Source organism: Bacillus sp. ChL18 (genome assembly GCF_026241425.1).
GTDB lineage: Bacteria > Bacillota > Bacilli > Bacillales > Bacillaceae > Bacillus > Bacillus velezensis.
In genome coordinates, this window is record NZ_JAPHWE010000002.1 from 547,954 (window position 1) to 568,175 (window position 20,222).

Consider the following 20,222-nt stretch of genomic DNA (forward strand, 5'->3'; position numbering starts at 1 on the left):
ACCAATTGAATCAGAAAGAGGAGAAGGAATGAAAAAGAGATTCGTTGCACCTATGTTATTGTCCGCCGTTTTCCTTGTCTTTTGCACCCTTACACAGCCCGCTGAGGCCGCATACAGCGACTACTCCGTTTACGAGTTGGAAACGAAGCAGCAATTTGCTTCTGAGAACGAGGCGCTTCAAGCGGCAGCGAAATTGAAAAAGGGTACGGGGTGGCAGGCTGACGTAAAGAAAGCCGGAAATACGCCGCTCACTTATCAAATCTCAGCTTCAGGCTTACACGATGAAACGGATGCGAAAACCGTGCTGAAAGATTTTACGAAGCAGACGGGCGTGACCGGCACTTACAGCGCAAGCGGAAGCAAACAGCCGTACGTGACCGTCACATCAGGCGTTCTATCAGACGAGCGGCAGACGAAAAATCTTCTTGCCGAACTGACGAAAAAAACGAGCGTGACCGGCGCCGTCAAGCCGGCGGGGACAAAACAGCCGTACATGCAGGTCGTGACTGCTGAGATGGCAGCCGAAGCGGACGCAAAATCGCTCTCGCAAGCGTTGACGAAGCAGACGGGCGTGAAAGCGTCATACCGTCAGATCAAACGGGAAACAGCCCGGTTTCAGATCCAATCAGGAACAATCTCCGGCGATCAAAAAGCCGCTCAAATCCAAACTGGTTTTCAAAAGCAAACAGGATTGCAGTCGTCGCTGAAAGTCACGGCAAAGGCCAGTCCGAATATCACCGTGACAGCCTCTGACATTTCAAATACAAATGCTGCGGCAGGTTTAGCGAAACAGCTTCAGCAGAAAACGGGCGTTAAAGGGAATGTTCAAAAGTATGCCCAAAGCAAAACAGCAACCGTGTACAACGTGCAGTCAGGATATTTTAACGGAGTAAGCGCCGTACAAAATGCTATCACCCAAATCAAGAAGAATACGGGTGTCAGCGGAAGCTATCAAAAAGCCGGCAAGAAAAATAATTATACGGTCGCGATGAGCGGACTGACGGCTAAGCAGCTGCAAAGTGTTCAAGCTTTCTTTAAAAAGAAAAAATGGCATTGCGACGCATCGCCTGTCAAAAAGACAGCATCAGTGTCCGTTTATCGGATCACGGCGGGGCAGCTTACCGCTGCACAGGCAGATCAAGCGGAGGCGTTTTTCCGCCAGCAGCATGTAAAGACGGCAAGAACAGCGGCGGGAAAAACAGCAGAAAACGAATATCAGCTGCTTTCTCAGCAGACGGCAGACCAGTCGAAGATAAAAAAAGGATTGAATCTGCTGGCGGGATATAAACTGACTGCTATTTCAAAAACGATATCCAAGCAGACGGACACAACGTACCAAGTCACAACCGAATCACTGCTTGATACGGCAAAGATCAATCGTTCGCTGGACTTTTTCAAAGGGAAAAAAGTATCTGCCTCCGCACAGAAAACAGGTGAAGCGGCGTATACACAATTCAGAATTGAAACGGCACCGCTGCTTAAAAAGGAAGACATTGACCGCGTGACTGCTTTTTTCAAGCAAAACAAAGCGGCCGGCACTGTGAAGGAGACGGGGAAAACCGGCTCTGCACAGTACGTCATCAAAACCGAAACATTCAGCAGTAAAACCGTTTTAAATAAAAGCATGAGCTTTTTCAGCGCCAAACAATTACAGGCCGGCTATACGAGTGAAAGCCATCCGGTTTATGAACTCCGCATTCGCGATCAATTCACGGGAGCGCAGTCAGCGGACGCCGCCTCCCAAAAGCTGAAAAAGCTGTACGGATGGACGATGGCTATTTTGAAAATAAAAAACGGACCGCAAATCATGAATACCAATTACAACATCTCGCTGGCAGATATGGTCAAAAAACAAATGACAGTCAGCCCGCAGACTGATGCCGCGGCTTATGCGTCGCTTACGTACATCAATACGGCCTCCGGAACGGTCACAGCCGACGTCCTGAACATACGGTCAACCCCGGAAGTCAGCTCCGGCAATATTATCGGGCAGTTGAAAAAAGGCGATAAAGTCAGCATCACAGGCCAGACAAACGGCTGGGCCAAACTCAGCATGGGCTGGAGAAACGCCAGCAGTGACGAAGTCGGGCAGTATGTCAATCCGGCTCACTTCGCACAAGACAGCAAGTATTACTTTCAATTTCTGAAGCTTTCTCAGGCAGCCGGACTGAACGCATCGGAACTGAATCAAAAAGTGCTGGTCAATAAAGGAATACTGACAGGGAAAGGCCAGGCCTTTATTACAGCCGCCGGCAAATACAGCATCAATGAAGTGTATTTGATTTCGCATGCTTTGCTTGAAACGGGCAATGGCACGTCAGAGCTTGCGAACGGCATTATGTATAATGGTAAAAAGGTTTACAACATGTACGGCATCGGGGCTTATGACAGCAATCCGAATTACTACGGCGCACAATACGCGTATAATCAAGGCTGGTTTACTCCGGAAGCCGCGATTATCGGCGGAGCCCAATTTATCGGTGCGTCTTATATTCACAATCCTTCATACGAGCAGGATACGCTGTATAAAATGAGATGGTCTCCAGCCGCGGCCCATCAGTATGCGACAGACATCGGCTGGGCGTATAAGCAGGTAAACCGCATGTACAGCTTATACTCACTGCTGGATGACTATACGCTTTACTATGATGTTCCCGTGTATATGAAAGTATAAAAAAAGGGTTGAAGTGTATGCTTCAGCCCTTTCTTCATGCAAAAAACACCCGCCATCGGATTCAGGCAGGCGCTTCAGCACAATTTTTCATTTTTGTTTCCGCAAATTTCAATAACGCTTCACTCGAATTCCCATCTGAATACATATTCCATTTGTCCGAGAACTGCTTCATTTCTTCTGCACGAAATGGCTTTTTCGTCATTTCCTCCAGAAGGGCTTCGCTGTCATGACAAGCCTTTCCGGGAATGACGGACGTATAATTGTCGATTAAACCGCGCTTTTGATCATATTCCTCCAGATCATACGTGAAAAAGAAAATCGGTTTATTTAAGAGCGCGAATTCAAAAGGCACGGAAGAGTAATCCGTAATTAAAATATCAGCGGCTTTCAAGAGATCATGAAGACGCATGTCAGACACGTTCTTGATCAATTCGCTTTCAAACGAAGCCGAAATATGATGCAAAACGGCAGGATGAAGCTTTACAAGCAGCATATACTCTCCGTTTAACGCGTTTGTGAGCTGTTCTTCGGTGAATGGCAGCCGAAAGGATTGCATATCATAATCCCTGAATGTCGGTGCGTACAAGATGATTTTTTTCGGCCATTTGTGCTTCAGTTCGGGCTTGAGTGCTTCATAATAGACGTCAGTCAGGGGGACACCCGTTTTTAACAGCTGGCCGTCCCGTATGCCGAACGACTTTTTAAAAACGTCAGCCATCGCGTCTGAGCCGACGGTGACAAAGTCAAACGAACGGTACACTTTTTTAAAACGGCTGATGTCTGATGCCGGGCGGTTTTGATTCGTCACATCCTCAAGGCCGAACTTTTTCAAAGAGCCGTTCGCATGCCACACCTGAATGCATGTCGTTTGCGGTCGGCGGTTTAAGACGCTTGTCATGAGGAAATAGTTATCCGTTATCACCACTTTGCTCTTAAAAAGGATCAAAACAGCCTTCAAAAGATGCAGCGGATGTTTTTCGTTTACATAAAAAGAGCCGACACCTTCCAGCTCTTTTTTCAGACTGACGGCGTGTCTCGTATACAAAACCGTCACTTCATAAGAAAGCGATTCAGCGTGCGCTTTGTAAGAACGGATGAGAGCCTGCGCATTCTCTTCAAAAGATACCAGCAGGGTCAAATGGTTCTTGGGCTTTACAGGCTTGAACAAAACGCCGAGAACAGACAGATATATAGAATAAAAAGCGGCGAATAAAGATCGCAAGTTCATAGATTACCAATCTCTTTTGCTGTTTTATTTGTTTAAAGCTGTTTCGTTTGATCTTCTGCCTGCTTGGAATACAGGCTTTTATTTGATTTATTATTTCTCAAAACGGTAAAAGCATACTTCGGAATGTTCAGCATCCTTTTCCATCTCCACGGATTCGTCACCAGTCTGTACAGCCATTCCAGATTCGTTTTGATCATCCATTCAGGGGCGCGTTTCACCGTTCCGCTGAACACATCAAAGCTTCCGCCCAAACCGATCGATACAGCCTGAGGGAAAAGATGTTTGTATTCATAAATAAATTGTTCCTGATGGGGATATCCTAAGGCGACAAACACGAGATCGGGTTTCGCCCGGGAAATCTGTTTGGCGACGAAGCGTTTATCCGCTTCATACCCGTTGCTGGCTCCGACAACCTCAATATTCGGATACTCTTTGCTGATCCGGTTCAAAACGGCATCAAGCACGTCTTGTTTAGCTCCGTATAAAAATATTTTTTTAGACTGCCGGTTTGCGAGACCGAGCAGCGCAAGAAACACATCGAATCCCGCAATTCTTGATTTCAGCGGGTGCTGCGTCAAACGTGACATTAACACGACGCCGATACCATCCGGCAGGACGAAATCCGCGGATGAAATGACTTGATGATAACCTTTGTCTTTCGCCGCAGCGTATCCGATCTCAGGATTGACCGTCGCAATGACGGCTCCTTGCTTTTGTGCGATATAATAAGTGTCTAAATATGAAATAAACTCCTGTAAATTTCCATTAACATAAGAAAGGTTGTGCACCATTTCAGTCTGCATCTGCCGTCCTCCTTTTTGTACGGGATTTTCTTTCACTTTTTCGTGACTTAGGCTAAGCTTTATTTTAACATAATACCTTCAGATAAACTTAACAATAGTTTTACAAAAATATAAATAAGATAACAATTTCTTTAATCATACGCGCAAAAACCCTGCTAAACTCCTATTGTAATAACATTTGTTAATAAGTGGATTTTAACTTCGTTTTACATTGGCTTAACCTTTTCAGGGCTATGTGATATAATGAGGTTCCATGAGTACGAAATTGGCACTTTAGTGATTAAGGATACAGCTGCGCAGCATTTCAGGGCAGTTGCTTGTTATACGTATGATGATAGAAAGGAGCTTTTGTTTCATGAAGAAGGTCATTACTTACGGTACGTTTGATTTACTGCATTGGGGTCATATTAAACTGCTTGAGCGCGCAAAGCAGCTTGGGGATTACCTTGTTGTCGCCATCTCAACAGACGAGTTCAACCTGCAAAAACAAAAAAAGGCCTACCACAGCTATGAACACAGAAAGCTGATTCTGGAAACGATCCGTTATGTCGACGAAGTCATTCCGGAAAACAGCTGGGATCAAAAAGTACGTGACGTAGCGGATCACAACATCGACGTGTTCGTAATGGGAGACGATTGGGAAGGCAAATTCGATTTCCTTAAAGATCAATGCGAAGTCATCTACCTCCCTAGAACCGAAGGCATTTCCACCACACAGATTAAAAAAGAAATTGCCGGGGTGTAATTGAAACATTCGGATATACAGATGATAAAGAAGTACTCCCTCCGGATAGGGAGTACTTCTTGTAATATAAGGTTATTTTCGCTATATTTGTTATGCGCTTTTGAAAAAAAGCTAGACAATAAGAGGAGAATTTAAAGATGAATCTTAGTAACTTTTTTAAGTTGAATAAAAAAGAGTCCAAGCCGTCCGTAGAAGAACGCGAATATACCATTTTAAACAAAGAAGCATTGGCGGAAGAGAAGAAGGTAGCGGTAGTCGTTCCTGTTTATAATGCAGAAGAATATGTAAGGAAAACAGTTGATTCAGTGATCCTTCAAAACATCGGCTTTCAGCATATTTCTTTAATTCTGGTCGATGATTGCTCTACTGATGATTCCAGAAACATCCTGACTGAGTACGCCGAGTTGTATGAAAATATTACAGTCGTCTTTTTGAAAGACAACACGGGAACCCCGGCTTATCCGAGAAACTTGGGAATTGAGCTGGCAAATGCGAAGTACATTACATTTTTGGATGCAGATGATTGGTTTGCGCCGAACGGAGTTAAAATCTTATTCGACATGCTTGAAAGAGATCAGGTAAATTATGCGGTCGGAAAAACGATCGAAATGCAGGTGAACGGTCAAAAAACGATCGGGAAACATGAGTCTTCGCTGAACAGAGCGAAGGTATCGCCTTTTTCAATCCGGCATATTTTCTATCATCTCGGCCCGCGGGCAAGAATGATGAACTTACAATTTCTAAAAGATAATGATATCAGATATCCGGAAATGAAATTTGCTGAAGATAAGCAATTTTTTATGGATGTTCTTTTGGCGTGCGGAGATATTTCAACGTCAACCGAACCGGTCTATTATCTGAACAGAATGGACAATAATGAGTCGCTGACAAAGCAGACTAATATAATGGAAAAAACCGACACGAACATAGCCGTAATGAAGTATATTCTGAACAAAAAATTAGATACTGAAAAAGAGAAGATGGCGATGAACCGCCTGATCGAATTCGATTCCATTACGCGTCTTTTCGATCGGATGCACTTCCTGAAAAGCGAAAACAAAGAAGCCTACTACAATAAATTCAATGAAATTCTGAATGTGTTAAAGAAGACGAAATACGATATTTCCGAGACATTTTTTCATCCGATTCATAAAACAGCCTTCCGTCTGCTGACTCAAAAAAGGTATGATGAGGTCGAAAAGCTGTTCCGCTGGTCTAAAAAAGAGCCCGATAAAAACATCGTGACGCAAGACGGGCTGGCTTATTTAGAAAGCCCGCTGACGGATGAAGAAAATAAACTGGTCGAACTTCGCATGCACGGAGAAACGGAAAGCGCGGTGTTCGCCGATCATAAATTCACCGTTACGTTCCGCTTGTTCGGACAGGACAGAAATAATGCCCAATATATTCTGTTTCAGCACAGAGATAACATGAAAGTACACCACCAGTTTCCGGTTCAGTCACTGGGAGACGGGCGGTACGTCCTTGAAATCCCGTTAAGTGACATTGAAAAAGTCGGACTTGGCGGTTATATTATGTATGTCATTTATAACGATTATGAACGTGTCATGTTAAACAGAGAAGACGGTGAAAAGGTGACGGCAGAAGTGAACGGACTGCAATATCAATTCTACCGGACGGTGAAGGAGAACCTTTCGCTGAAAGTAACAAAATGATGATTGTAATTGGATATGTTTAATTGAAACAGAGGAGTAGACTTATTTTATGGGTATAGAAAATCCTGTCAGATACAAGTTAAAACATCTTAACATAAAGGAAGAGACATTCAGCATTACGATATCCTGTGAAAATGTCACTGCAGGGGAAGAGCCTTCTCTTCAGATTATAAATCGTAAGACAAAAGCGGAACTTTCCGTCCCTCTGAAACGGTTGGCAGGAGAAGGCGGGGAGTACCATGCTGTCATGAGCACGGATCTGCTTTCTGACCATACGGACGGCAAAGGATGTCTGGATTTCTATGTCTCCTTTATCAATGATGACAGTGATATCAGTAAAAAACGGTTAAAATCCAGCCTTGAACCTATTGAACTGTCTTCTTATAAAGATGAGGCTCATCATATGTTCTTTTTCCCTTACACGACGAAGAAAGGGAATTTCTCCTTAAAGCTGCTGCAGAAAAAGTTCGTTACGCGGATTGATGAAATGGAGCTCGAATCTGACGGCAGCTTACATCTGAAAGGTTTTGCATTCCGGCTGAATGCGGCAGAAACCTTAAAGATAAAAGAAAAAAACCTGATTCTGAAAATGAAAAAAGGAAAAGAAGAGGAGCCTCTCATTCTGAAGTATCCGCTTCACGACGTGCCGAGACACGACCTTGATGAATATGTTCAGGACACAACGATGCTTGACACGATAGGCTTTGATACAAAAATTGATTTGAATGCTGTTTATAAAGAATTGAATCAGCAGCTAACCTTTCAATTCCATATTCAATTCATTTTTGAAGATGCCGGGACGGGTGAAGAGATTATCACCAACAGCAAACCGTTAAAGGTTCTGAAATCTGAACATGTAAACCCTAACCAATTCACGATTTTGAAAACGGAGAAAGGGCCTGCCAGATTTCACGTTTTCACGAAAAAGAAAACGAAAAATCTCCACCTGAGAATGAACGATTACAGCTTCAGCACCCGCGTGGAGTATTTTGTGAAAGGAAAGCTGAAACGGGGCGCTTCCTTTGTACGCAAGAGAAAGAATAAGCTGAAAAAGTTCATTGAGAAAAGAATACAAAACACTTATAAAGCGGGATTCAGGGTTGCGGGGAAACTGCCTGTCAAACAGAAATTTGTCATGTTTGAAAGCTTTGCTGGAAAACAGTACAGCTGCAACCCGCGGGCGATTTATGAATACATGAGCAAAGAGATGCCGGAATACCGTCTCTGCTGGAGTGTAAACCCCGCTTACTCACAGACATTTAAAGATAAAGGAATTCCTTATATCGAACGCTTTACGTTCAAATGGCTGTTTGCCATGGCAAGAGCCGAGTACTGGGTTGTCAACAGCCGTATGCCGCTGTGGATTCCGAAACCTGAGCATACGACATATGTCCAGACATGGCATGGCACGCCTTTAAAGCGCCTTGCAGTAGATATGGATGAAGTGCATATGCCGGGAACAAACACTGAAAAATACAAGCGGAACTTTACGACAGAGGCTTCAAAGTGGGATTACCTGATTTCACCGAATGCATATTCAACCGAAATATTCGCCCGGGCGTTTCAGTTTAATAAAACCATGATTGAATCGGGATATCCGCGGAATGACTTCCTTCAGACGGATAACAGCCCTTCTGTCATTAAAGCGCTGAAAGAAAAAATGAATCTTCCGCAAGATAAAAAAGTGATTATCTACGCACCGACATGGCGGGATGACCAATTTTATAAGAAGGGAAAATACAAGTTTGACCTTGATTTAGACCTTCACCGATTGAGAGAAGCGATCGGCGACCGTTATGTCATTATTTTACGGATGCATTATCTCGTGGCGGAAAACTTTGATCTCGGACCGTATGAAGGATTTGCTTATGATTTCTCCAGCTACGAAGATATCCGTGAGCTGTATATGGTCTCTGATTTACTCATAACAGACTATTCCTCTGTCTTTTTTGACTATGCAAATCTGAAAAGACCGATGCTGTTTTATGTGCCTGATATCGAAACGTACCGGGATAAACTCAGAGGGTTTTACTTTGACTTTGAAAAAGAAGCGCCCGGCCCGCTTGTCAAAGAAACAGGTGACGTTATCAAATGGGTCAATGAAACGGAATCAGATGATTATAAGCTTCCGGATTCGTTCGGACCTTTTTACGAGAAGTTCTGTTATTTAGAAACCGGAGAATCGTCTGAAAAAGCCGTAAAAGTGATTTTCGGGGACAAGTAAATAAGTGCAAAAAAGCATAATTTAACCACGTTAATTATGCTTTTTTGCTTAAGTGACGGCATATTGCGCTCATGGGACTCAGGCCTGTTATGAAGTGAAAAATACATCGTAATCTGTTACAATTATGAGCGGTGCTTTTGTAAGTCAAAGCTATTACCTAAAACTTACGACTAAGGAAGATTAGAATGAATGCATTGGTAAAAATTCTGAAAGAGCAATTCAACTCATTTCCGCTGATTATGCGGCTTGCAGTGTACGAAACGAAATCAAAGTATCAAGTGAACTATTTGGGTATATTGTGGCAGTTTCTCAACCCTATGATTCAAATGCTGGCATACTGGTTCGTATTTGGTCTCGGGATTCGCGGCGGACATGATATGGTGCTTGGAAATGGAGACAGCGTACCGTTCATCGTCTGGATGCTGGCCGGCTTAATTCCTTGGTTCTTTATCAGTCCGACGATACTGGATGCATCTAACAGCGTTTTTAAACGGATAAATTTAGTGTCGAAAATGAACTTTCCGATCAGTTCACTGCCTTCTGTAGTGATAGCATCGAATTTATTCAGTTATTTTGTGATGATGGGGATTTATATTATTGTGCTGCTGAGCAACGGTCTTTTTCCGACGCTGCACTGGCTGCAATATATTTATTACCTGTTTTGTATGATCAGTTTTATGTTTGCTTTCGGCCTGTTTAATTCGACTATCAGCGTATTAATCAGGGATTACCAGTTTTTGCTTCAGGCCGTCACAAGGCTGCTCTTTTTTCTTCTGCCGATTTTTTGGGACATTGCAGAGAAATTCGGAAACAGGCCGGAGGTTTTGACCATCTTGAAGTTAAACCCTCTTTTCTATATTATCGAGGGCTTTAGAGACAGTTTTATGGAAGGGCAGTGGTTTTTCCACGATGTGAAATACACGCTGTATTTCTGGTTTGTCACACTGCTGTTGTTAACAGTCGGTTCACTTCTTCATATGAAATTCAGAGATAAGTTTGTTGACTTTCTTTAATATAGTAAGGAGATTATACGATGAAACTAAAAGTTTCGTTCAGAAATGTTTCAAAACAGTATTTTCTATATAAAAAACAGTCTGACAAAATTAAAGGACTGTTTTTCCCAAACAGAAATCAAAAAGGTTTTTTCGCTGTCCGAAATGTTTCTTTTGACGTCTATGAAGGGGAAACGATCGGATTCGTAGGGATCAACGGGTCGGGAAAATCAACGATGTCCAATCTGCTTGCAAAGATCATTCCGCCGACAAGCGGTGAGATTGATATGAACGGGCAGCCGTCTTTAATTGCGATTTCTGCCGGATTAAACAATCAATTAAGCGGTAAAGACAATATTCGTTTAAAATGCTTGATGATGGGTCTCAACAATCGGCAGATAGACGAGCTTTATGAAAAAATCGTTGAATTCGCGGATATCGGCGACTTTATAGATCAGCCTGTTAAAAGCTATTCAAGCGGTATGAAATCCCGTCTCGGTTTTGCCATATCGGCGCATATGGACCCTGACATCCTTATTATTGATGAGGCGCTCTCAGTAGGGGACCAGACTTTCTATCAGAAATGTGTGGACCGCATTACGGAATTTAAAGAACGCGGCAAAACGATCTTTTTCGTCAGTCATTCCATCGGACAGATTGAGAAAATGTGTGATCGGGTGGCTTGGATGCATTACGGCGAAATGCGCATGTTCGACGAAACGAAAGCCGTTGTGAAAGAATATAAAGCTTTTGTGGATTGGTTCAACAAGCTTTCAAAGAAAGAAAAGAAGAAATATCAAAACGAGCAGATTGAAGGCAGAACGCGGGCAGCCGAGGAACAGAAAATCACTCAGGCGCAGCAAAAGAAAGCGAAGCCTAAATTCATTGCCAATACGATACAGATTACGCTGCTTGCATTGCTGGCTGTCGGCGCAGGCGCTTCGATGTTTTCAGACAAGCCTCTGCGTGCGATCACATCTTTCGGTCACGTCAAACAGAGCGATGCCGGCCTTTATGAGTCTGTGAATAAACCTGCTTTAGTAAAAGCTGAAAAGGCGGACCTTTATACTGAAAAAGATATAAAAGGAAAAGCCTCCGCAAGTGTAAGTTTCGGCACGAAGGTGCAGGTAGAAGCCGAAAATAACCAGGCGGCCAAAGTGAAATTAAACGATAAAGAGTACTTTATGAAAAAGACTGATCTGTATAAAGTGAACGCTTTAAAAAAGACGGATGTTCAGCTTAATGATTTCAGCGGCAGTTTATCAAGCCAAACAGCAGAAGAGTTTCTATCATATCTCAATAAAAGCCGGGACGATGTACAGAGTAAATTGAAAAATCCAGCTGCCGGACAAACGGCTGACGGACGGAACGTATTAAAAACATCCGATGCAAAAACGGATGTAGTGATTGACAATGATACAGTCTCCGAAGTGGTTTTTCATTTATCGCGTCCCGCAGACATCTCAGCTTTAAGTGAAAAAGGCGGCAGCAAAATCAATCAGAATTTGCTCATGCTTAAAAACCAGGAATATACTTTTTCTGTGAACAATGCTGATAAAACACTGACGGTAACGTCTAAAAAGTAAAGATCACATAAAAAAAGCTGCCGGATTCGGCAGCTTTTTCTATTCGTCAGCTTCTTCTTTTTCAAGAAGATCCTTCATGAACGGAATTAATTTATGGCGGATATCCTGATCCTGTAAGGCGAATTCAAGCGTTGTCTCGATAAATCCGAGTTTTTCACCGACATCGTAACGTTTTCCTTCGAAATCATAAGCGAAGACACGCTGAATGTCATTGAGCTTTTGGATGGCGTCCGTTAATTGAATTTCTCCTCCTGCACCGACTTCCTGCTGTTCCAGGTACATGAAAATTTCAGGAGTGAAAACGTATCTTCCTAAAATAGCCAAGTTGGAAGGAGCTGTGCCCGGTTCAGGCTTCTCTACAAAATTTTTGACCTGGTAACGGCGGCCTTCATTTGTTAACGGATCGATAATTCCGTAGCGGTGTGTGTCGCTTTCAGGAACTTGCTGAACACCGATGATTGAAGACAATGTTTTTTCGTATTCATCCATCAGCTGACGAAGTCCCGGTTTTTCAGCCTGGACAATATCATCGCCGAGAAGAACGGCGAAAGGTTCATCGCCGATGAAGTTGCGTGCGCACCAAACGGCATGACCGAGTCCTTTTGGCTCTTTTTGGCGAATATAGTGGATATCCGCAATATTTGACGATTTTTTCACTTTTTGAAGCAGTTCGATTTTCCCTTTTTCTTCTAAATTACGTTCCAGTTCAGGGGCATTGTCAAAATGGTCTTCTATTGCTCTTTTTCCTTTTCCGGTTACGATAATAATATCTTCGATGCCGGATTCGACAGCTTCTTCGATAATATACTGAATTGTCGGCTTATCAACGATTGGAAGCATTTCTTTAGGCATTGCTTTTGTGGCCGGCAAAAAACGAGTGCCTAAACCTGCTGCCGGAATAATGGCTTTGCGTACTTTCTTCACTGAATAACACCATCCTTGTTTCTGCAAAATCTTTTTTTCAGAACTATAACCTAGTCTTTTTCCACTTTACCACAATTGATTAAAATTCACACCTTTTAATCCGCTTTCAAAGAGTCTTGTAACGGTTTTTGCTTTGTTTGCCATTAAGCTTTACAATATCTAAGAAACGGCATAAATATGTTAACATGAAGGGATATCCGACATATAAAACGAGGTGCAGACAAACCGTTGAAAAAACTAAAAGTAATGACCGTATTCGGTACAAGACCTGAAGCAATTAAAATGGCTCCGCTCGTATTAGAGCTTGAAAAATATCAGGAAATTGATTCGCTGGTGACAGTAACCGCACAGCACAGACAGATGCTGGATCAAGTGCTTGAAGCATTCAGCATTACGCCTGATTTTGATTTGAATATTATGAAAGAGCGTCAAACGCTTTCAGAAATTACATCTCATGCTTTGCTGAAACTGGACAAGCTGTTCCAAGAAGTAAAACCAGATATCGTTTTGGTCCACGGAGATACGACGACAACGTTCGCCGGAAGCCTTGCCGCCTTTTATCATCAAATCGCTGTCGGCCATGTGGAAGCCGGTCTGCGTACGCAAAATAAATACTCTCCTTTCCCCGAGGAAATCAACCGGCAGATGACGGGCGTGATCGCTGATGTGAATTTTGCGCCGACAAGCCAGGCTGAACAGAATCTGCTTGCTGAAAATAAAAAGCCGGATTCTATATTTGTCACGGGAAATACGGCGATAGACGCGCTTCAAACGACTGTGCGGGAAGACTATTCTCATCCGATTTTTGACAAGCTGGACGGAAGCAGGATGATTCTTTTGACAGCGCACAGACGTGAAAATTTAGGCAGGCCGATGGAACAGATGTTTAAGGCCGTCAGAAGAGTCGTTGAAGAGTTTGAGGACGTACAAGTCGTTTATCCCGTTCATTTGAATCCCGCAGTTCGTGAGGCCGCAGAAGCCCATTTCGCTGATTCGGACAGGGTGCATTTAATAGAACCTCTGGAGGTCGTGGATTTCCATAACTTCGCTGCGAAAGCAAATTTCATTTTGACCGACTCGGGCGGAGTGCAGGAGGAAGCGCCTTCTCTCGGAAAGCCGGTCTTGGTGCTTCGGGACACAACCGAGCGCCCCGAAGGAGTGAAAGCCGGGACATTAAAGCTGGCGGGTACAGATGAAGAAACGGTGTATCAGCTGACAAAACAGCTCTTAACCGATCAGGCTGAATATGAACGGATGTCAAAGGCGTCAAACCCTTATGGTGACGGATCGGCTTCAAAACGGATTGTGGAAGAACTGCTTTATCGGTACGGCTATAGAAAAACCCGTCCGCAGCCTTTTACAGAATAAAAAAACTCTGCATCATATGCAGAGTTTTTTATTATTTCAGGCTTTCTTTTAATTCTTTTTTGACTGAAGCGAGGCTTGCTTCATCTAATTTGTAATAATAGATATTGTTGATTCTCGTTCCCGTTCCCTTCAGTTCATGCTGAGTGACTTTGCTGCGGGCGTTTTTATAGTCAGTCATAACCGTCCACATATCATCGAATGACATGTTTGTTTTCATATTGTTTTCAATGACCTTAAACATATCTCCGAATTTCGTGACAGACGAGATGTTTGCCCCTTTAGAAATAATCCCCTCAATCACTTGGCGCTGGCGCTGCTGCCTGCCGAAATCCCCCCGGGGATCTTCTTTTCTCATACGCGTGTAGGCAAGTGCTTCTTCGCCGTTCAGGCTGATGTTCCCCGTTCCGAAAGAGTGCCCGTCGTAGTTGAAGGCAAACGTGCTGTTCACCGTAATCCCGCCGAGTGTATCCACGGTATCTTTGAAGCTCTCCATGTTTACTTTCACAAAATAATCTACCGGCACGTCAAGCAGGTCCTCGACGGTATCCGCGGCCATCTGCGTTCCGCCGAAAGCATAGGAGTGGTTGATTTTATCCATCGTACCTTTGCCGGAGATTTTCGTATACGTATCACGCGGAATGCTGACCATTTCTGTTGTATTCGTTTTAGGATTGACGGTCATATAAATCATCGTATCCGCGCGACCCTTGTCATTTTTCCGCTCATCGACGCCCATGATTAAAACAGAAATCGGATCCTTCTTTCCGAGATCTATATCCGTGTCACGTTTGTCCGATTTTTTCAAGTCTTCCTGAATGCTTGCCACCGTTGAAGCCGCTTTGTGCCACAAGTAGTAGACGTAGCCTCCTGATGATAAAACTAACAGCCCGATGATTGTTACGATTGTCAGAAGAACTTTTTTCTTCTTTCTTTTTCGTTCAGCTCTCATTTGTCATCACCTTTTCTATTAACTTTCCTGATACAATTTACTAATCTTTATAAACCCAGTCATATTTTTACTTATAACCATGTAATAGACGAAATTCTTAAAAAAAGGTTACAAAAAGACCTTAAAATTACCTTAAAAAAAAGTTAGTATAAGACGATACATAAAGATGAGGTGAAAAAAATGAAAAAAACTATTGCAGCTTCGTTCTTAATACTGCTTTTTTCTGTTGTATTGGCAGCGTGCGGAACGGCGGATCAATCAAAGAAGGGAAGCGGTTCTTCGGAGAACCAGGCTCAAAAAGAAACGGCATATTATGTCGGTATGGCGGATACGCACACAATTGAAGTAAAAGTGGATGATCAGCCCGTCAGCTTTGAATTTTCTGATGACTTCTCTGATGTTCTGAATAAATTCAGCGAAAATGACAAAGTCAGCATTACTTATTTCACAAATGATAAAGGCCAAAAAGAGATCAAGGAAATCGAGAAAGCAAAATAATACACCATGATCAGCAAAAGGCGGGATAAAAATTGAAGAAAACAATATGGGCTGTCTGTTTTTCTGTGATATTCAGCCTGGCTTTATTACCGGAAAGCACTTTTGCGTCCAGTTCTGATATTTCAGTAAAACTGACGAATTATATTGGTAATAAATCGACTCTGAATATCGAACCTTCAGGAACTTATAAACTGACGGGAAGCGATGTCTCCTCCGTTGTCAGATTGGGAGGCGCGTCCAAATATGATACGGCTAACGCCGCGACATCTAAGTATTGGAAAAACCCGTCCAACGTAGTCATCGTTAATACGGATGCTTATTTTGCGGACACGCTTTCCGTCATTCCTTTAGCGAATAAACTGAAAGCGCCTGTTCTGCTGACTGAAGCGAAAAAACTGAGCAGCAGCACAGAGGCGCAAATCAAGAAATTCAGTCCGGATAATATTTTAATCATCGGCGGGACGAACAGTATTTCGTCAGCCGCGGAAAAGACATTGAAGAAATACGGCCGCACGAAACGGATCAGCGGAAAAAACAGATATGATCTGTCCAAAAATATTGCGGCCGAAATGGGCAGCTATGACCAGGCGGTCGTAGTAACGGGGGATGTATATACGGATGCGCTGGCAATCGCGCCTTATGCCGCGCAAAACGGCTATCCGATTCTCCTGACGAAAAAAGACTCCCTCCCGAGCTACAATCTGCCTAAAAAAGTGATCATCATGGGAGGCACTTCAAGCGTCAGCAAAGATGTGGAGTATCAAATTAAAAAGAAGGCCTCGGTCACCAAAAGAATTACCGGCTCAAACAGATATCAAATATCAGCAAACGCAGTCACTTCGCTTGGCATGGATGCAAGCAAAACGGTGGCTGCCAACGGGACTAAATTAGCGGACATCGTTGTCGGATCAAATATTGCCGCCGCAAATCACATGCCGCTTGTATACATCAAAAAAAGCGAAACACCGGCCGACGAAGCCAGCCTGTTTAAAAAGAAAGGCACCTATTCTTATACATTAATAGGCAGCGCGAATTCAATTGCCGATTCAGTTAAGGCTGCTTACGCAAAAGAGTTTTATCTCGTAAACGGAAAGACGTACCGTATTGAAACGTCCGGCGGCAAATTAGGCGTTGCAGGCATTAACAGCGGAAAAACGTCTTTCAAGGCGGTTCCAGAAAAATATTCAACAGCAAACACAATCAGCATTGACGGGAAGCCATATCTGGGGAATATGAGTTTCACTGCGGAATCCGGCAAATATGTAAGACCTGTTAATGAAAACATTCCTTTTGAGGATTATCTGAAAGGTGTCCTGCCGAATGAAATGCCGGGAAGCTGGCCGACAGAAGCGCTGAAAGCCCAGGCTGTTGCCGCCCGCACCTACTCTATCGGCAAGATGGGACAAACAGTCGCGGATACAACGGCCTTTCAGGTTTACGGGGGATACAGCTGGTATCCAAACGCCACCGCAGCCGTTAACGGAACAAAAGGGAAAGTGCTCACTTATTCCGGCAGATTGATAGATGCCACTTACTCATCAAGCAATGGCGGTTACATGGAAGCCGGCGATGAAGTGTGGGGATCGAAAGTGCCGTATTTAGTAGCTAAAAAGGATACAAAAGATCCGGAAATCAGCTGGTCTTTAACATTGCAGAAGCAGCAGCTGCCAGCGGGTCTGGATATGAAAAATCCCGCATCCTGGTGGTCTAAAACAAACGAAGCAAATGCCGCGCAGCTCAACGGAATAAAAAATTGGCTGATGAAAAATAAAGAAACCAATGCAAGTTCCATAAAAATTGCCAGCATCTCTGATCTCTCGCTCACCGGAAAAACAAAAGGCCAGCGCGCGGAAGACGCCGCGGTGAAGGTCACGTACCATGTGAATGACAAGTCGAAAGGCTATGTCATGAACAAGACTGCATCTGTTGAGGTGAAAGCGTCTGAACTCAGGACGATGATCGGAGCTTCATCTTTTAAAAGCACATACGCCAGTGCGTCCGGTAATTCTTCGCAAATCAAGATATCAGGAAAGGGATACGGTCACGGCGTAGGAATGAGTCAATACGGAGCAAAAGAAAGAGCGGAGGCCGGGGAGCCGTATACTTCTATTCTTGCGTTCTATTATCCTAATACAGCACTTACAAACTACTAAACTTCTGTGGAGGAGATCGGATTGAAATTCATCATAAAATGTCTCCCCGTCTTTATTCTCGGGGTCATTCTATTTGTCCCTTCCGCTTTGGCTGACAACACGGTTAAAAGGATCGGCGGAAGCACCCGGTATGATACGGCTGTACTGGCGGCAAAACAATCATGGGGTGAAGCGAAAACGGTCATTATCACCGGCGGAACTTCATATGCCGATGCAATTGCCGCTGCGCCGCTTGCATATCAAAAAAATGCGCCGCTGCTGTTTACAAATAAAGATCAGCTGTCTGCGGGCACAAAAAAGGGATTAATTGATTTAAAAACGAAAAATGTGATTATCGTTGGCGGCACACCTGCCGTTTCGAAAAATACCGCAAATCAAATTGCTAAATTAGGCATCAGTGTCAAACGGTTATCAGGGAGCACGAGATATGCCACAGCCGCAAAAGTTGCGGGTGAAATGACAAGATCTTCTACAGCCCTTGTGGTCAACGGGTTTGTTGATGCAGATGGAATGGCTGCGATTTCTTATGCGTCCGCTAAAAAATATCCGATTTTATTCACTAATGATTCGACATTAAATGGTTCTACGTCCAATGCGATCAAAAGCTTGAGGATTAAAAACACGATTGTCATCGGCGGGACAAGCAGCATCAGCAGCTCACTTTACAATAAACTGCCGAACCCTTCAAGAATCAGCGGTAAAAACCGCTATAACCTGTCTGTGAATCTTGCAAAAAAGACAGGCTTAAGCACAGGCTATACGTTTGTTACCAATGGCTTTAAAGAGGCGGATACCATCGTCGGAGGCGTGCTGAGCGCCAAACAGGGGAAAGTTCACCTGCTGACGAATGGAGACAGTCTGTCAAAAGACGTCCGGACGTATATCGGAAGTAAAAACATCACCAGCTTCACCGTCATAGGAAGTGCTTCATCTTTAAGCAACAATGCCGCGTCGCAGCTTAAAAATCCGGTTGTCGGCAAAACGGTCTTTATTGATCCGGGGCATGGCTATCAGGATTCAGGTGCAACCGGAAACGGCTTGCTTGAGAAAAATGTAAACCTTGATATCGCTACGCGTCTTAACAATCAATTATACGGGGCGGGCGCGCTTACTGTAATGTCGAGGAAGGGCGACACCTTTGACTCGCTTGAGGAGAGAGTGAACAAAGGGGCGAAGGCGAACGCCGATATTTTCATCAGCGTCCATGCGAACGCAAATGATAACAGCAGTGCAAACGGTACGGAGACGTATTATGATAAAACGTACCAATCCGCAAACAGTCTGAGGCTTGCCCAAAATATTCAGCCGAGAATGGTTTCTGCTCTCGGCACGCGTGACCGCAGTGTGAAAACTGCCGGATTTTACGTCATTAAGTATTCTAAAATGCCGAGTGTCTTGTTAGAAACCGGTTTTGTCACAAGCCCGATTGATGCCAATATTTTAAAACAATCAACGAAAAAGGACAGACTCGCGGCGGGGATCACCCAAGGCGTTTCCTCCTATTTCAGATAATATTTTTCATGGAAACAGACCGGTTCATACCGGTCTGTTTTTTTATTTTTCATTATGCTTTGTCTCAAATATGGATATGAATAGATTTACAATAAAAAAACAATAATCGAAACATTCTAATAAACATTAACGCTTCCTTTACTTCCAATTAACATCCATCTGCTAAACTCACGGCATAGGTCATCAAACATCCCAACAAATCGTGAGGTGTGTGTCAGTGGGAGCAGAGAAAAGCATGAATGTAAATAATAACTATGCAGTGCGGCAGGGGACTTCCGCTGCCGTTACGGAAAGAACGGCCCGTTATTTGGCTTTTAAGCGATTCATGGACATTGTGTTTGCGCTTGCGGGGCTCTTGGCGGCACTCCCGGTGATGGGCCTGTTCTCCATACTGATTCGTTTGGAGTCGCCCGGCCCGGCTTTTTATAAGCAGGAGCGGGTAGGCAAAGACGGGAAGCCGTTTTATTTGTATAAGCTCCGCTCTATGAAAATAGATGCTGAAAAATCGGGGGCGGTCTGGGCGCTGAAAAAGGATCCCCGCGTGACAAAGGTCGGCGCTTTTATCAGAAGGACCCGTATTGATGAGCTGCCGCAGCTGTTAAATGTGCTTCGGGGAGAAATGAGCCTGATCGGCCCGCGTCCCGAGCGTCCCGTGTTTACGGAACAGTTTCAGGCCGAGATTCCGGGGTTTACGGAGCGGCTGGCCGTTAAGCCGGGATTAAGCGGCTGGGCGCAGGTCAACGGGGGATATGACATGACACCGAGGGAAAAACTGATGTTTGACTTATATTATATCCGCAACCTGACCTTTTCATTGGAACTGAAGATTATGCTCAAAACGTGCAAAGTGATCTGGACCGGTGACGGGGCGCGATAAAAATTCTGGTCAG

Annotated in this window: 15 protein-coding genes; 11 read left to right on the top strand and 4 right to left on the bottom strand. The window is 43.9% G+C overall.

Going from position 1 to position 20,222, the window contains the following annotated elements; translation table 11 throughout:
- Positions 1-28 precede the first annotated feature (28 nt).
- Positions 29-2,674, top strand: coding sequence for an N-acetylglucosaminidase (locus OQ477_RS13805; protein ID WP_265972789.1), 2,646 nt, complete (start codon positions 29-31; stop codon positions 2,672-2,674).
- A 61-nt stretch (positions 2,675-2,735) separates the two neighbouring features.
- On the opposite strand, the gene OQ477_RS13810 is transcribed toward OQ477_RS13805, so the two are convergent.
- Both OQ477_RS13810 and OQ477_RS13815 read right to left on the bottom strand, forming a co-directional pair.
- A complete protein-coding gene (locus OQ477_RS13810; RefSeq protein WP_265972790.1) occupies positions 2,736-3,902 on the bottom strand; it encodes a CDP-glycerol glycerophosphotransferase family protein in 1,167 nt (388 codons plus the stop codon).
- 32 nt (positions 3,903-3,934) lie between these two features.
- On the bottom strand, positions 3,935-4,705 hold the full coding sequence (locus tag OQ477_RS13815; protein ID WP_007407501.1) for a WecB/TagA/CpsF family glycosyltransferase: 771 nt from the start codon (positions 4,703-4,705) through the stop codon (positions 3,935-3,937).
- A 355-nt stretch (positions 4,706-5,060) separates the two neighbouring features.
- Here OQ477_RS13815 and tagD point away from each other — a divergent pair, with 355 nt between their 5' ends.
- The 5 genes from tagD to tagH all read left to right on the top strand — a co-directional run bounded on the left by tagD (position 5,061) and on the right by tagH (position 11,928).
- Positions 5,061-5,450: a glycerol-3-phosphate cytidylyltransferase gene (gene tagD / locus OQ477_RS13820; RefSeq protein WP_003151361.1), complete on the top strand. Its 390-nt coding sequence runs from the start codon at positions 5,061-5,063 to the stop codon at positions 5,448-5,450.
- A 137-nt stretch (positions 5,451-5,587) separates the two neighbouring features.
- Entirely contained in the window at positions 5,588-7,126 is a 1,539-nt protein-coding gene (locus OQ477_RS13825; protein WP_038460077.1) for a glycosyltransferase family 2 protein, read from the top strand.
- A 49-nt stretch (positions 7,127-7,175) separates the two neighbouring features.
- On the top strand, positions 7,176-9,350 hold the full coding sequence (locus OQ477_RS13830) for a CDP-glycerol glycerophosphotransferase family protein (protein WP_265972792.1): 2,175 nt from the start codon (positions 7,176-7,178) through the stop codon (positions 9,348-9,350).
- Positions 9,351-9,535: 185 nt separating this feature from the next.
- The gene (locus tag OQ477_RS13835; RefSeq protein WP_007614137.1) at positions 9,536-10,363 is read left to right on the top strand and encodes an ABC transporter permease; all 828 of its coding nucleotides are present in this window, start codon (positions 9,536-9,538) and stop codon (positions 10,361-10,363) included.
- 20 nt (positions 10,364-10,383) lie between these two features.
- Complete coding sequence (tagH, locus tag OQ477_RS13840) at positions 10,384-11,928, top strand: teichoic acids export ABC transporter ATP-binding subunit TagH (RefSeq protein WP_174737054.1); 1,545 nt, start codon at positions 10,384-10,386, stop codon at positions 11,926-11,928.
- A 39-nt stretch (positions 11,929-11,967) separates the two neighbouring features.
- On the opposite strand, the gene galU is transcribed toward tagH, so the two are convergent.
- The gene (gene galU / locus OQ477_RS13845; RefSeq protein WP_003151367.1) at positions 11,968-12,852 is read right to left on the bottom strand and encodes a UTP--glucose-1-phosphate uridylyltransferase GalU; all 885 of its coding nucleotides are present in this window, start codon (positions 12,850-12,852) and stop codon (positions 11,968-11,970) included.
- 228 nt (positions 12,853-13,080) lie between these two features.
- Between galU and wecB the strand changes: the two genes are divergently transcribed.
- On the top strand, positions 13,081-14,220 hold the full coding sequence (wecB, locus tag OQ477_RS13850; RefSeq protein ID WP_082998310.1) for a non-hydrolyzing UDP-N-acetylglucosamine 2-epimerase: 1,140 nt from the start codon (positions 13,081-13,083) through the stop codon (positions 14,218-14,220).
- Between the two features lie 31 nt (positions 14,221-14,251).
- Here wecB and OQ477_RS13855 read toward each other — a convergent pair whose 3' ends face one another.
- Positions 14,252-15,169 carry a LytR family transcriptional regulator gene (locus OQ477_RS13855; RefSeq protein ID WP_003151369.1) on the bottom strand — a complete coding sequence of 306 codons (918 nt, stop codon included), beginning with the start codon at positions 15,167-15,169 and terminating at the stop codon, positions 14,252-14,254.
- A gap of 180 nt (positions 15,170-15,349) precedes the next feature.
- Here OQ477_RS13855 and OQ477_RS13860 point away from each other — a divergent pair, with 180 nt between their 5' ends.
- From OQ477_RS13860 to OQ477_RS13875, 4 genes are all read left to right on the top strand, one after another.
- Complete coding sequence (locus OQ477_RS13860) at positions 15,350-15,667, top strand: hypothetical protein (protein WP_007407496.1); 318 nt, start codon at positions 15,350-15,352, stop codon at positions 15,665-15,667.
- A gap of 32 nt (positions 15,668-15,699) precedes the next feature.
- Positions 15,700-17,820, top strand: coding sequence for a SpoIID/LytB domain-containing protein (locus OQ477_RS13865; protein WP_265972794.1), 2,121 nt, complete (start codon positions 15,700-15,702; stop codon positions 17,818-17,820).
- A gap of 21 nt (positions 17,821-17,841) precedes the next feature.
- Positions 17,842-19,332 carry an N-acetylmuramoyl-L-alanine amidase gene (locus OQ477_RS13870; RefSeq protein ID WP_265972795.1) on the top strand — a complete coding sequence of 497 codons (1,491 nt, stop codon included), beginning with the start codon at positions 17,842-17,844 and terminating at the stop codon, positions 19,330-19,332.
- Between the two features lie 217 nt (positions 19,333-19,549).
- Positions 19,550-20,209 (top strand): exopolysaccharide biosynthesis polyprenyl glycosylphosphotransferase, encoded by a 660-nt coding sequence (locus OQ477_RS13875; protein WP_014471097.1) that lies wholly within the window; start codon positions 19,550-19,552, stop codon positions 20,207-20,209.
- Positions 20,210-20,222: the final 13 nt, after the last annotated feature.

What these genes read in the sequence shown, in the direction of transcription:
- OQ477_RS13805 (WP_265972789.1), top strand. Translation starts at nt 29, where the DNA reads ATGAAAAAGAGATTCGTTGCACCTATGTTATTGTCCGCCGTTTTCCTT.
- OQ477_RS13810 (WP_265972790.1), bottom strand. Translation starts at nt 3,902, where the DNA reads ATGAACTTGCGATCTTTATTCGCCGCTTTTTATTCTATATATCTGTCT.
- OQ477_RS13815 (WP_007407501.1), bottom strand. Translation starts at nt 4,705, where the DNA reads ATGCAGACTGAAATGGTGCACAACCTTTCTTATGTTAATGGAAATTTA.
- tagD (WP_003151361.1), top strand. Translation starts at nt 5,061, where the DNA reads ATGAAGAAGGTCATTACTTACGGTACGTTTGATTTACTGCATTGGGGT.
- OQ477_RS13825 (WP_038460077.1), top strand. Translation starts at nt 5,588, where the DNA reads ATGAATCTTAGTAACTTTTTTAAGTTGAATAAAAAAGAGTCCAAGCCG.
- OQ477_RS13830 (WP_265972792.1), top strand. Translation starts at nt 7,176, where the DNA reads ATGGGTATAGAAAATCCTGTCAGATACAAGTTAAAACATCTTAACATA.
- OQ477_RS13835 (WP_007614137.1), top strand. Translation starts at nt 9,536, where the DNA reads ATGAATGCATTGGTAAAAATTCTGAAAGAGCAATTCAACTCATTTCCG.
- tagH (WP_174737054.1), top strand. Translation starts at nt 10,384, where the DNA reads ATGAAACTAAAAGTTTCGTTCAGAAATGTTTCAAAACAGTATTTTCTA.
- OQ477_RS13855 (WP_003151369.1), bottom strand. Translation starts at nt 15,169, where the DNA reads ATGAGAGCTGAACGAAAAAGAAAGAAGAAAAAAGTTCTTCTGACAATC.
- OQ477_RS13860 (WP_007407496.1), top strand. Translation starts at nt 15,350, where the DNA reads ATGAAAAAAACTATTGCAGCTTCGTTCTTAATACTGCTTTTTTCTGTT.